Annotated in this window: 11 protein-coding genes; 4 read left to right on the top strand and 7 right to left on the bottom strand. The window is 46.8% G+C overall.

Going from position 1 to position 14095, the window contains the following annotated elements:
* Positions 1 to 615: 615 nt before the first annotated feature.
* Positions 616 to 2169, top strand: a complete 1554-nt coding sequence (locus tag JW881_04170) for a UDP-N-acetylmuramoyl-L-alanyl-D-glutamate--2,6-diaminopimelate ligase (protein MBN1696692.1) — start codon at positions 616 to 618, stop codon at positions 2167 to 2169.
* A 78-nt stretch (positions 2170 to 2247) separates the two neighbouring features.
* Here the strand turns inward: JW881_04170 and JW881_04165 are convergent, their stop codons facing one another.
* The 5 genes from JW881_04165 to JW881_04145 form a co-directional block, all read right to left on the bottom strand.
* Positions 2248 to 3216, bottom strand: coding sequence for a sugar ABC transporter permease (locus JW881_04165; protein MBN1696691.1), 969 nt, complete (start codon positions 3214 to 3216; stop codon positions 2248 to 2250).
* A 19-nt stretch (positions 3217 to 3235) separates the two neighbouring features.
* A complete protein-coding gene (locus JW881_04160; protein MBN1696690.1) occupies positions 3236 to 4135 on the bottom strand; it encodes a carbohydrate ABC transporter permease in 900 nt (299 codons plus the stop codon).
* A gap of 71 nt (positions 4136 to 4206) precedes the next feature.
* On the bottom strand, positions 4207 to 5484 hold the full coding sequence (locus JW881_04155) for an extracellular solute-binding protein (GenBank protein ID MBN1696689.1): 1278 nt from the start codon (positions 5482 to 5484) through the stop codon (positions 4207 to 4209).
* Between the two features lie 404 nt (positions 5485 to 5888).
* On the bottom strand, positions 5889 to 7055 hold the full coding sequence (locus JW881_04150; GenBank protein MBN1696688.1) for a hypothetical protein: 1167 nt from the start codon (positions 7053 to 7055) through the stop codon (positions 5889 to 5891).
* 452 nt (positions 7056 to 7507) lie between these two features.
* A complete protein-coding gene (locus JW881_04145) occupies positions 7508 to 8017 on the bottom strand; it encodes a nitroreductase family protein (protein ID MBN1696687.1) in 510 nt (169 codons plus the stop codon).
* A gap of 100 nt (positions 8018 to 8117) precedes the next feature.
* Here JW881_04145 and JW881_04140 point away from each other — a divergent pair, with 100 nt between their 5' ends.
* The 3 genes from JW881_04140 to JW881_04130 are packed head-to-tail and all read left to right on the top strand — an operon-like array spanning position 8118 to position 12084.
* The gene (locus JW881_04140) at positions 8118 to 10325 is read left to right on the top strand and encodes a hypothetical protein (protein MBN1696686.1); all 2208 of its coding nucleotides are present in this window, start codon (positions 8118 to 8120) and stop codon (positions 10323 to 10325) included.
* 51 nt (positions 10326 to 10376) lie between these two features.
* Complete coding sequence (dinB, locus tag JW881_04135; protein ID MBN1696685.1) at positions 10377 to 11567, top strand: DNA polymerase IV; 1191 nt, start codon at positions 10377 to 10379, stop codon at positions 11565 to 11567.
* The gene (locus tag JW881_04130; protein MBN1696684.1) at positions 11560 to 12084 is read left to right on the top strand and encodes a hypothetical protein; all 525 of its coding nucleotides are present in this window, start codon (positions 11560 to 11562) and stop codon (positions 12082 to 12084) included. Before dinB ends, JW881_04130 begins: the two co-directional genes overlap by 8 nt.
* A gap of 48 nt (positions 12085 to 12132) precedes the next feature.
* On the opposite strand, the gene JW881_04125 is transcribed toward JW881_04130, so the two are convergent.
* Positions 12133 to 12570, bottom strand: a complete 438-nt coding sequence (locus JW881_04125) for a hypothetical protein (protein ID MBN1696683.1) — start codon at positions 12568 to 12570, stop codon at positions 12133 to 12135.
* A 460-nt stretch (positions 12571 to 13030) separates the two neighbouring features.
* Positions 13031 to 13828, bottom strand: coding sequence for a tyrosine-type recombinase/integrase (locus JW881_04120; GenBank protein MBN1696682.1), 798 nt, complete (start codon positions 13826 to 13828; stop codon positions 13031 to 13033).
* Positions 13829 to 14095: the final 267 nt, after the last annotated feature.

Here is a 14095-nt window from a genome sequence, read left to right as displayed (position 1 = left end):
TGCTGGGCAAAAACCGGGCTTACCAGAAGCACGATGGCTCCGAGCAAGAGCAAGAAAGTTTTCTTTTTACCTTTCATTAGTAAAACCTCCATAATACTTTTCTTCATTTAATCGTTAAAAGATAACATCTTTTAATTTTTGATACTTTTTTAATTTCTCTTATCTCTCTTTATCTTTGTTTTATATCACCCCCCCTTTCCATTTTCAGGCTTGATTTAAAGACAGCCTTTTTTCAATTTATTTCCATACCCTCTCTGGTTTCTTTTATGATATCAGAAATATAGGGCTCCGTTCAACATCACTGTAACATCAATCATTGTGCAATTAAATCAGTGTTACATCTGATTTTTATATAAGATTTTTCCATTATTGGATAATACATATTCCTATATGCTTTAAGGTATATTTTCAGATATTTATCAGCTATTGCTCTATATTTTGTATAGGATTATTCTACTATTCTTATATACATCTTCTTCCTTTTTTGCCTTTACCCGCCCCTCCCGATCCATCCCTATTGTCCGTGATAATCTTTTTCAATCCAAATCATACAAAGAATGACGTCAGTGTAGTGTATCTTGCACATTCTGTCTACAGGTGTTACTATGTGAAACAATGATAATAAAAAAAGTGACTGCATTGATCAAGGATATCTCCGTCGTCAGTGTCAGGGGAAGTTGTGATACTCCCATCAATGGTTTATCCTACGACTCCAGAGAAACGCAAAAAGGAGACCTTTTTGTCTCTCTTCACGGCCTGCACACCGACGGCCACCGTTATATCGGGGATGCGGTTCACAATGGGGCGGCGGCCGTGGTTCATCAGGATGAACTCCCCGCTTACCCGGAACATGTCGTCTGTATCCGCGTCCCCGACTGCCGCAAAGCCCTTTCCCGGCTCGCCGCTTCCTTTTTCGATTATCCCTCGGAAAAACTCCTCACCATCGGGGTGACCGGAACTGACGGAAAAAGTACGACCGTCTGGTTCATTCATCAACTGCTTTGCGCCATGGGAATCGACTCGGGATTTCTCTCGACCGTCGCCTTGAAGGCGGGAGACGTGACGGAAAAGAATCGTTACCGCCAGTCGACCCCCGAAGCCCCTGAAGTCCACGGCATACTCGCCCGGATGGCCGCATCCGGGAAAACACATGCCGTTCTGGAAGCGACATCGCACGGCCTGTCGGAAAAAACCGGACGGCTCCGTGACGTGAGTTTCGATGCCGCCGTCCTCACGAATGTGGCGCACGAACATCTCGAGTTTCACGGTTCCTTCGAACAATACCGGTTTGACAAGGCGAACCTCTTCCGCTCACTCGATGCCCCCCCATCGTATAAAAAGCGTTCCCCCTCGGACCGGTATCCGTTTCCGGGCCGTTTCGGTGTCGTCAATGCCGATGATCCGTCGAGCCGGTTTTTCAGAAACGCGACAAAGGCCCCGGTATATTCCTACAGCCTCAAAGACGAAAGCGCCGATATCCTCGCTTCGGAGATCAGTCTCCGTCCGGACGGCTCGGATTTCATCATAAAGGGACGGGGTGAATCGACCAAAACATCCCTCCCCGTTCCGGGGACCTTCAATATCGAAAACGCCCTGGCCGCCGCACTCACCGTGGCGAAGTTGTGCGGGGTAACGTTCGGGGAGGTTGCCGGCCATTTCCACCGTCTCACGGGGGTGACCGGCCGTATGACGGCCGTCGACTGCGGACAGCCCTTTTCGGTGATCGTCGATTACGCGCACACACCCCAGGCGTTCACGAAGCTTTTCACAATGATGCGCCCGCTTGTCGAGGGACGGCTGATCGCGGTATTCGGTTCCGCGGGCGAGCGTGATATTCAAAAACGTCCCATGCAGGGGAGTATCGCCTCCCGGTATTCGGATATCGTCGTCCTCACGGATGAAGATCCGAGGCTCGAAGACCGGATGCGTATTCTCGAAGAGATCGCCGAAGGCTGTACCGGACTCACACCCGGAGAATCACTCTTTCTCGAACCGGACAGGGAAAAGGCCATATCGCTCGCCTTCTCGCTTGCACGTCCGGGCGATACGGTCCTGCTTCTGGGAAAAGGACACGAGGGGAGCATTATCTATCCCGATGGCAAACTGATGTGGAACGAGGAGGAAACGGCAAAAAAAATCCTCCGTTTATCCGGCTATGGGCGCGAATAAAAAAAGGACGAGGTTAACGAAACCATTCGTTGATGTAGCCGGACGGGCGGTATCGCGCGCCGGGCAGACACTCGATGGTTATTTGATTTCCATCTGCGTGCTAAAAATCTTTGACGCCGTTTTTCCCCGTCTTATCCTTCGCGGAAGCACCCTGTCGCCCTGGAAATAATTGATCACCTTTCTGTTGATGAATGTCATGATAAGAATCAGGATAAAGAGAAGCCACGCGACGGCGCTCCCCCTCCCGTACCGTGCCGCCCGCCTGAGCAGCCAGAGAATGTAGAAGGCCGACGTGAATCCGGCGTTATCCGCCCCCCCCATCGAATTAGCTTCGCGGGTCGTCAGGACATAAGGTTCGTCGAAGACCTGCATGCCCCCGATAATACTCATGGTCACGGCAAAAAAGATGATGGGAAGCAGCATCGGGATGGTGATATTGATGTGCCGGTTGATGGTCGAAGCGCCGTCGATATCCGCGGATTCGTATAATTCATTCGGGATGGATTGCAGCCCGGCGAGATAGATGAGGGTGTTCCACCCGATCCACCGCCAGTTGATGACAATCGAGACCGCGATAGGGATCGACCAGGACCAGTTGATCCAGTCGATCGGTTTTACCCCGATAAACGAAAGCAGGTAGTTGAGAAGCCCGTAATTCATGCTGAAAACATTCTGGAAGATGATCGAAACGGATACCGCGCTGGTAATAACGGGAAGGAAATAGGCCGTTCTGAAGAAATCGCGCCCTTTTATGAGTTTGCTGTTCAAGACGATCGCCAGCGGAATCGCGAAAATATGCTGGGTAAACGAACCGAAAACAAGAAGAACACCGGTGACCATAAGTGTCTTTACAAAAAAGGTATCGGAAAAAAGTACGTTGATGAAGTTCTGCAGTCCGACAAACTGCATGGTCCCCATTCCTCCCCATTTCTGAAAAGAAAGGAAGATGGAAAAGCCCAGCGGGAAAATCATGAACGCCGCGAATATCAAAAAAAACGGACTGATAAACATGTACGGGGCTATTTTCTGCCGGTTCAATCGTTTCATCACCACGTCTTCCTTTCCGTTACCCTTTGATGCTTCCCGCGAGCATGTTCGAAATGATCTGTTTCGAGAAAAAGATGAACGCGGTGAGAATGGGAATAAGCCCCAGGGCGTTCCCGAGCATTACCGCCCCGATCACCCCCTCGCTTCTCAGGTTCATTTCCGCCAGGGCGACGGGAATCGTGTAGGCTTCTTCCTTGTTGAGCATGATCATGGCGTACATAAAATCGTTCCACGAGAAGACGAATGATATCGTTCCCAACACCGCGATTCCCGCGCGTGAAAGGGGAAACCCGATGGAGAGAAGGATCCTGAACTCCCCCATGCCGTCGATTCTCGCCGCATCGAGGAGATCGAGCGGCACCGCCCCCTCGATGAACTGCGCCATAAGAAAGATGCCGAACGCATTCCCGATCTGCGGAATGACCATGGGAAGCCATGTATTGATCCATTTCAGCCAGGCCATCATCTGAAACGTGGGAATAAGCCAGAGAAACCGCGGCAGCATGATCGAGATGAGGATAAAGGGAAAGAGGATATTCTTGAACTTGAAATCATATTTGGCGAAAGCGAAACCGGCCATGGTACAGAAAAAGATCTGCGTCCCCGTCGCAAACACGGCGATGCCGAGACTGTTGAACATGTTTCTGTGAAAGGGAATCCGATCGAAGAGGGTATCCCAGTTGGTTCTGAATGTTTCGATTTTACCGAACCATACCGGAGGGGGTGTCTTGTATATCGTCTGATAATCCCTTGTCGCGAGGATAAACACATGCCAGAACGGATAGGCGAAGATAATGAAAAAAAAGATGAGTATAAAGTAAAGGACCACCCTTCCCAGTATCCGTCTCGTTTTCATGTAAAGCAGTGACGGTCTTTCGATCGAATGCCCGGCAGGCGGGTTCATGGGTTGTTGCGGCACAGGTTTCTCCTCTCCTCCAATCGAATAAAAAGGGCCTGAATGGAATCAGGCCCTTTTTGTCACCGCCTGCATTACATCTGGTTCTTGATTTCCTGTTTAGCCGTATTGTATGCCTGATCGATCGGCACACCGTCGTCGACGACCGCCTTGATGGCGTTGTTGAAGATGTCGACCGCGATTGCGTCGTATTCCGAAACATTCTGGATGGGGATATTCTTTCCGATATCCTGGAAAATGAGACGCACTTTCTGGCCGCCGTAAAAATCGACCGGTTCCGACATAACGGGATCGTCAAACACTGTTACCAATGCCGGGAACGCGTCCGTTGTCTTGAAGGTGATAAGCTGGGCATCCGGGCTCGTACAGAAATATTTGACGACCTCCCATGCGGCGGGTTTATTTTCGGACTTCGTCTGTTCCGGTATTCCGATATAGGAACCGCCGTATGAAGCGAACACTTTCCCCGGCGGATAATCGACTCTCCAGTCGCCGGCCGTGTCGGGGGCCATCCAGTTTTTCAGGTGACCGCCGAGCCATGCCCCGGAAAACATTGTCACGACGATGCCTTCCTTGAATGAATTGATCCATTCGCCCGACCATGAGGGGAAATTCGCGTCGATGCCGGAATCCCGTATTTCCTTGCAAAGGGAAAGCACTTCCTTGAATCTTCTTGCCGGCTCGAGGGGTTCCTGGCCCTTGAACCAGTCGCCTTTCCCACCGTTCAACGGAATCATCGAGACGTCCATGGGATTCGTAAGCGCATACTGATCGATCGTACCGTCGCCGTCCTTGTCGATTGTCAACTGCTTTCCTTTTTCGATGTAATCGTCCCATGATTTTATACCGACAAGATCGACACCCATTTCATCCGATACGCTTTTGCGGTAGAAAAATACGGCGGGGGCGATATCGACGGGCAGGGCGACGAGTTTATTGTCTGTCGTCGTTGCATTCGACATGCCGAACTTCACAAGGTCTTTTCCGGCCTGTTTGCCGTTAAACGGCGCGACTGAAAGATCCGTGAAACCGCCTTCTCGTACGAAACGGGCGATATAACCAATTTCCAGAGCTTCGATGTCGTTCGCTCCGACACCGGCTGCGATCTGTGTAATCAGTCTATCGTGATGTCCGCCAAAATCTGAAGACTGGAAAGTGAGAGTTAATTTAGGGAATCGTGCCTTGAAACCATCGGAGTTTTTCACTTCGTTGTAAGCGGATTCGAGGTCCCCAAATACTCCCATCGACAACGCGATCTCTTCCTTTGTTCCGGGTATTTCACCCTGGCCCGTCGCAAAGGAAAATCCACAGAGGACTACCAAGACAAGGAGCATTAAGCTTAGTCTTTTCATAAAGACCTCCTCTTTTTTGTATATAGAACCGATAACATCGGTAATTCACCGATCGATATCAAATTTCCCGCTCCATGTAACACTATGTCTTTCGACGTGAAACCGGCCTCACCCCCGTAATCAATCACCCCTTCCCGTCCGCCGGAAACGGGTTCGAAAGAAAAGAGAGGAGACATATACGTTTACCCGTATTACATTTACGATTCATCCGATTAATGATTGATTTGAGAGGAAATAACGGCCGCGCCACCGATATAATTGCAGAATGATATTCATTCACCAATAACAAATACAGACCTCTTCATCTTCCATTCTTACATTATTAATTGAGTTGAAATTTATCCTATGTGCTTCCACCTGTCAATGGGTTTCATGAAAAAAAGCTTTTAAATCGGTAAAATGGACTAAAAAAAGAGGTTCATTGTTATGACGGTAAGATCGGATTTCGGTATCTGATTGACAATCGAGTCAAACCGGACATTTTCCTTCTCGCAGGCTTCGCTCAAGTACGAAAGATAGTATAGTCCGAGTTCGGTATTGACAAGTTTGTCGGGCGCTTCCTTGTAGAAATCCGTAAGACTCTTTTTTTTGAGATTTATCCCTTTTTTGTCGTCGATTGTCTGCTTGACTTTTCTGTATTCCGATTCCCTGTTGTAGAGTGTCACCTGAAGTTTGAACCGGGTACTGATCGAGCTGCTCTTTCCCCCGATCTTCCATGTCAGATAAAGATACTCTTTCTGCGCTTCCATTTCCTTGAGGACCTTGGCTCGCGTGTACTGGTCATATACCAGACTTTCCAGATTCATCTGGTCTTTATATACCTTTCGCACGAATTTCTGCATGTTCGTATTTTCCGCATTGATGACGAGTTCCATGACCATGAGGGAGAGATATTCCGCGATTTTTGTCTTCTCGAGGTATTCGATGACACTCTCCCGGATATCGGTAAGCAGCGTGGTATAATCTCCCGAACCCTGAAAACGGGAGAGGATAAACCAGATCGAAGGCCTCAGGTTTCCCAGAAATTTCTCGCATATATAGAATTTGATTTTCTTTTCCTCGTGCAGGAGATTGTTGTCATTGTTGATTCGTGAGATAATCGGAGAAATCAGCCCCTGTTTCACAATCTTTACCTGATCTTCATTCTGCCTGATGATCTTCTCCAGGTAGGTCTCGTTTATATTCGTTCTTTCATCGATGATGTTTCCCGGATTATTCCTGTTCCAGTTCTTGATCAGATTCGATTCGAGTATCTTTCTGTATACCATCGTATCGAGTTGTTTATACAGAACGCCATAGACCAGAAGCTTTGTCAGATCCATGATATCCTGTCGTTTTGAAACAAACTCCACACGGGATATCTCTATCTTGGATATGTAATCGATGAGAAGCATCCGCTGGATGGAAACAGGCGAAAAATTATCGAGATAGATTCCGTATTCCTCCTGATTATCCGCCATTTTGAACCGATTGAGTTTTTTGTTGTGTTTGATAAAAAAATTGATGCCGTTTTCGGTAAGAATAATTCGAAGCGGAAGATCCTTGATCATTCCTTTTGTTTGTTCTGCCATTATTGTCCGCTCTTTTTATTTGGATACATCATGCTACTCTCATTCCCCGCATCCCACGATAATTTTTTCTTTTATATCAAAAGCTATTAATGTTATCGAAAAATATCCATATAACATTGACCGATTATTTCCCCCAGTAGAAAGTATAACGCACATCGGTATTCCTTTTCAATATGGTTGTCGAACGAAACGGAATTCGCATCGTTATACCGGGACCGATAGCGCCCTTGAACGACAACCGTCTCGAGAAAAAACCGTAATAAAACCACAGATCGTTACATCAACGCATCGTTACATTTTTTATGTTTCAGCTCACTTCTCTTTTTTGCCATGACGCGTCCGGGCGGCCGTATGGGGCCGTGTTCGATACACCGGAAACGCACCATAATATCCGTATCGAAAAGGCAGCCATCTTTCACCAAACACAGCCGGATGGGACGAGCGAAAACCGGTTACCAATGATTGTAGGCGATAATCTTTTTTACTTGCTTTCGCTGTGTTTCCGCCGGTGTTTCATCCGGATATCCGAGAACCAGAAGCATCACGACCCTCATCCCGTGAGGAACGGTGAGGATTTCTCTGATTTCCTGCTCATTATAGGTCGTGACACAACAGGTTCCCAATCCTTCATGGACCGCCTGCAGGAGCATAAAAGAAACCGCAAAGGTGATATCGATCGGATAGGAGAGTTGGCCGTTCGGCATTTTGTACTCGACATTGGTGGTACAGGCGGCGATCACAACAGGGGCCTGTTCGATATACTCCTGGCCGTAGGCCGCCCTTTTAATGGCTTCACGAATCGCCTTTTTCTGTACAACCACAAAACGCCAGGCCTGACGATTCTTTGCCGACGGGGCGAGTCTTCCCGCCTCGCAAATTCTGGCTATAATGTCCTTTTCGACAGGATCGGGTTTAAATTTTCTGATACTCCTTCTCTCTGCTATTTCATGTAATAATTCCATAATCATCCTGACTTTTTTCATTTAACAATATTTTTTTAAAGGTTTCAAGACAAAAATTATTGACTCAATAATTTCCTTGGCATATTCTCCATTAATAAGGATGAAAAAAACAATTTTCCCGATTTTTTTTTGTCTCCTGCCCCTTTTGCTATTCGCAGAACCCGCTGTCTCTCTGCAGCCGCAAGACATCCTGAAGGAATACGAGGTACTCGAGGAATATTTCCCCCGGCAGGAAGGTTCTCCGGCGGAAAAAAAGGTGGTCGAATATATTGAAGGTGTTCTCAAAGAACGCCGCATTGATTTTGAGAAATTCGATTTCAACTCCTCCGATACCGTCCATTCCTTTTCCGAATGCTTGAGCGTCACCCTGCAGGGGACAAAAAGGGACACCCTCTTTTTCATCATACCGCTCAATCATCCGCGAAACAGTGAAAAAACAAAAAGCGGGATCATCAATATCGTTTTGGGGCTTTCCCTGATCAGACAATTCTCTCAAACAATGCCGCCCGTTACCATACGCTTTCTTTTTATGGGGGGAGAATACGGCGAGACCGATCAATATCCGCTTGGAAGCAAGTTATACCTTGAAGATTTCAGCCCCGATTATCCCGTATTTTTTCTTTATTTGAATCTGAGAACCATACCGGGCCGGATCGCCATCAATGGGGGGGGCAACGGAATCGTCACCCCGCACTGGCTCATCAACATATGCTCGGAATCACTCAAAAAGGCCGATATCCCTTTTCTTATCAGGGGAAACAAAAACCAGATTTTCAGGATGGGATTTTCACAGGAAAAACCCCCTATCGAGCCGTATCTGAAAGCCCGTTTTCCCGCGGTCATTCTGGAGGGAGAACACGGAGAGCTTTCACCGTCGAAGAAAGCCGGCTGGATAACCGGTTTCATTACCTTTGCCGAAACAATGGTCGAAGAATACAGAGAAGGGATCCCCGAAGCGTGGGATCAACATTATCTTTTTTTCCAGCTCTTCGATTTTTATCTGATTATTCGCGAAGAATGGCTCGTTCTCTCGACGATTATCATCTTCGGTATCTTTTTTATCTATCTCCTTGTCTACAGCCACAAAATAAAGCTCATTCTCAAACATACCTTTCGCTACAGCTATCTCTTTCCCTTGATGATCGGACTCGCCTGGCTTTTCTTTCTCCTGGCAACCCTTGTCATTCACGGAATTCTCACGCTGAAAAACGATCCGTCACTCTGGAAGACCTATCCCTTTCTCTTTTTCCTCTGTAAAATAATGATCGTCCTTTTGTTCTTTCTGATCAGTCTGAAAATCATCAGACTGTTTCCCCTTCCCATGAACAGGAGCTTTTTTTCGACCGCGGCGATCATGTTCCTTTTTCTCGATATTATCATCCTTGCTTTGATCAACATCTCGTTCATGTATTATTTCCTGTGGGTTTTCGCGTTTACATTGGGAGCCGTTCTGGTAAGAAACAAAATCGTCAAATCCATCATGCTTCTGATCAGTCCCTACTGGATCGTCAAATTTTTCATCGATTTCTTTATTCTGATGCCGGAACCACTGTTATGTCGTGCCGTTCTTCTCTCGCTGATCGAAGGGAACCTCTTCCTTTCCCTATTCACCCTCCCCTTTCTTTGTCTGATCATTTACTGGATACTCAATTTCTTTCCCGCGCGCCATAAAAAATCAGTCATAAAATACAACCTCGCTACCCTCCTCCTCGCCGTTTCGCTTACCGGTGTGATCGGTTTTTTTCTTCTGTTTCCGTCCTATACCGATACAAACCCACAGCCGGTGACCGCCAGAACGATCCTGGATTTCGAACACCTGACACACAGGATTGAAATATCGAGCCCGTCCATGCTCGGGGAGATAAGTGTCTGGGACGATAAAGGCTTTTTCAGTTTCAACACGACATCGAATCGGTATATTATCCCGAGAAAAAATATCCCCGACCTTCTCTCCGTCACGACCACAGAAACATCGTTTCTGGACAGAAAGAATGTCGAGTTTACCCTCAGACCCAAAGGCAACCCCTACCGGGTACAGCTGACCATCCGTTCGGAAAAGGAGTTCACTCTCTACGATTCCAATTACCCCGTCCAGCGAAAGCAAAAGGGACTCGAATACGATATCCTCATCGGGGTAAACCCCCCTTCCCCGCTGCCGATATTTCTCACCCTGCCGAAGGGCCTTTCGTGCCGTTTTTTCATCAGCATCGACTATATGAATATCCCGTTCAGATTTATCGTTCTAGGGAAAAATAAAAACATCAGGACGATCCTCACCCTGACGCAGCAATTCGATATCGAAACCTGAAAAAAATATGGACAGTGGACGGTATTCCGTCTATACTTACATACTATACATATGAGAAGCATTATTTTCCATGTCGACCTCGACGCATTTTACGCCTCGATCGAACAGCGGGACAACCCCGCACTGAAGGGGAAACCCGTCATCGTCGGGGCGAAACCGGGAACACGCGGGGTCGTCTCCGCATGCTCCTATGAAGCGCGCAGGTTCGGCCTCCGGAGTGCCATGCCCATCTCCGAGGCATACAGAAAATGCCCGCGGGGTATCTATCTCCCGGTCAGAATGGAACGGTATTGCGAGGTGTCACGGAAGGTGATGTCGATCCTTGAATCCTACAGCCCGGATTTCAGGCAGATATCGATCGATGAGGCATTTCTGGATATGACCGGAACACAACGGCTTTTCGGCCTCCCCCTCGATGTCGCAAAGGACATAAAGACGCACGTTTTCAGGGAAACCGGGCTTACCTTATCCATCGGCATCGCGCCGAACAGATACCTCGCGAAACTCGCATCGGAGGCCGGGAAACCGGACGGCCTGTGCATGATCAGTCCGGGCGGGGAAGAGGCCTTTCTCGACGGGCTTTCGCTGAAACACCTCTGGGGTATCGGTAAAAAAACATACGGCCGGCTTTCGGAACTCAATATCCTCTCGATCCCCCAGTTGAGAAAATACCCCCTTCATATGCTGACATCCATGCTTGGCGAGGCCTCCGGCCGGTTCCTCTATAACGCGGCCCGCGGAACCGTGAGCGATATCCATGCCGACACACCCAAAAGCCATTCACTGAGCAATGAGGTCACCTTCGAAACGGACAGAAAGGACCGCGACGGACTCCATCATACGATTCTCGAACTCTCCCACCACCTCATGTTCAGACTCATGAGCGAAGAATCAAAGGCGAAAACGGTCGTACTCAAACTCCGCTATTCCGATTTCACGACCCTTTCCGCCCGCCGCACTCTGAAACACTGGGTCGTCTCGACGGAAGAACTCTACCGGACGGCGAAGGATCTCTTCGACAATAAATGGGACGGACATACGGAGATCAGGCTTATCGGGGTGGGGGCGGCAAACGTGAAGGAAGGCGAAGCGGCGGGCCAGACCGAACTCTTCGAGGAGCTTTCGGATAAAAAAAGGCATGTGGAGGAAGCGGTCTTCAGGATAAAAACCGAAATGAACGGGGTCTCGATCACGAAGGCCAGGCTGCTGAAAAAGGAAGAGGAAGAAAACGGGGATGAATGAAAACGTGACGAACATATTCCTGACCGGTTCTCCTTCTTCCGGAAAGACGACGGTGATAAAAAAGGTGATCGCCATGTTGAAGCGCCCGATCAAGGGGTTTTATACGGAAGAAGAACTTAAGGGGGAGCGGCGTTGCGGTTTTCTCATGAAAACGATAGACGGGAGGCGGGGTTACCTCGCCCATCGGTCCATACAATCGGAGTACGGCATCAGGCGCTACGGGGTGAGTATCGAGAACATCGAATCGATCGCGGTCCCCTCGATCGTTCCCGAAAAGGGGACCGTCGTCATCTGTGACGAAATCGGAAAGATGGAATGTTTTTCCGAAGCCTTCAGGGCCGCTGCGCTTGCCGCGCTCGATGCACCGAACCTCGTAATCGGGACGATCACCCTTGGCGGCGATGAGTTCATCCGGGCGATCAAGGAACGGCGCGATATCGAGATCATCGAAGTGACGCGGGAGAACAGGGATTCGCTTCCCGATCTGATCGTGGAACGGGCGGGACTCATAATGTGACACAGAGACGGATGGCGGTTTGGATGGATGTGTGTTGGTGTGGGGTTGTTATAGACGAAGTATATAAAAAGGTGAATAATGACTTGTATACATGGAAATCAGGCTATTTCGAATCGGGAGATGCTGAATTATCATAAACAATTGTCGTAATTTCCTTCCTGGGGTTTGTTGTTTACTTTTCTCTTCGATACCCCATTGCTTAAATCTTTTTTCAAATTCTTCGATCACTTTTTTTCCATATTTATCCACCATCGCAAAAAACAACTCCAATAACCCCCTCACCAACTGTGCGATACTAAAAATGTTCAAATCCGCATGCAGCAGCTTTATCTTCCGATACATCTTCTCCGGAAAATACACATGCACATGTTCCCGGATTTCATCGGAATTTAGTGATACCGGTTGATACCGGCTCATCCTTTGTTTTCCCCATTGATGCTCCTTAATGATCAGAGGATCGATAAAGGAGATGATCCGGATAATCACACCGGATAACGAACCCCTGAAACCGTACAATTTCAGGTTTTGAAGTTTCACTCTCATTGTTTTCGTTATCACAAAATGGAATTCATGTAAGACCGATTCTATCATGCCATACTCCTTATAATTTTCATTTCTCTTGTTTTATATACGATAAAAACTGCTTGCATTAGCGTTAAGATAAATCCGGTATTACTTCCGTTCCGGGTATTGATTTTTTTTTAAAACAAGCTATAATGGAAACGGGGTTCATTGGAACCCGTAATTTACATGGTCCGGGTCAGCCTGTTTCGGCGGCGGCGCGGATCAAGACCGGGACGGATACGAGGGACCGGGTACCCGCCTTTACAGCCTGTTAAAAAAAACCGATTAACCGGCAATGGATAAATTTATGCAAAAATCGTTTTAAAGCATTTTATAATCCGATTTCATGTAAACAGAATGCCGGGATGTATCATGAATTTCACTAAAACGGACTTTTTATTCTCTTTTTCGAGAAATCCGCTATATGCAAATATATCATTGTCGTTTTTATGTTTTTATGCCCTAAAAGATTTTTTATGCTTTTGACATCCGTTCCGTTCTCCATGAGATGCGTTGCGAACGAGTGTCTGAGTGTGTGGCATGTCGGAGCTTTCTTGATATCGCTTTTCGAAACCGCGTTTTTCAATATAGCCTGCACCGTCCTGACCGTGTATTTTTTGCCCTTATTTGTGGTAAAGAGATAGTCGTTGGCTTTACGGTTTTTTACAAGCGATTGATAACTATCAACGAGTTTTTCCGAAATGATCGTAATCCTGTCCTTGTTTTGTTTCGATCTTCTTATGCTCAACATAAGATTCTGTAAATCGAGGTCTTTTACCTTGATATTTACCACTTCCGATACCCGCAATCCGCTTGAATAAAGTGTCGCTATTATTGCGTAATGTTTATGGTTTTTGATGTTTGCCAATATTTCACAGATTTCAGTGTTTGCAAGAACGACGGGGAGACGTTTTATTCGTCTGATTTTATCAAGGTTATAAGGACAATCTTTTTTTATCACCAGTTTATAGAATATTTTTATCGATGAATACGCAAGCCTTCTCTGTTCATGGCTTTTTTGTTGAAAAAGGAAGTTTTTGATTCTTTCTTCGGGTTTCAATTTATTACCTGTGGCAAATTCGAGAAAGTGTTTGATGTATCGGCAATACAGTTTTATCGTCCGCGGGGCATAGTTGCGGTTTTTCAATTCGATTTTAAACGTATCGAGCATGTTTTTCATGATTGTTTCCTCCTTATTTTATTGTCTATAATATATAACGCCCTAAAAAGTACCGCTGCTTTTATTTTTGAGAATTTTTATTAAAATATTTTATAAAAAATGAAGTGCGTGATAACTCTTATTGCAAATTTGCTTTTATATGGATAAAAAATAATATATAATGAAATTCAGACAATAGGAGTTAGGTGCGACGCTGAAATAAGAATTAGTATTTGGTTTTTTATTTTTTCTGATTCATGCGTTGTTATAAAAGATATTGTAAATGCC

The organism is Spirochaetales bacterium (assembly GCA_016930085.1).
Taxonomy (GTDB): domain Bacteria; phylum Spirochaetota; class Spirochaetia; order SZUA-6; family JAFGRV01; genus JAFGHO01.
Note: the sequence above shows the minus strand (reverse complement) of the source record. Positions and strands in the feature narration are given on the sequence as shown.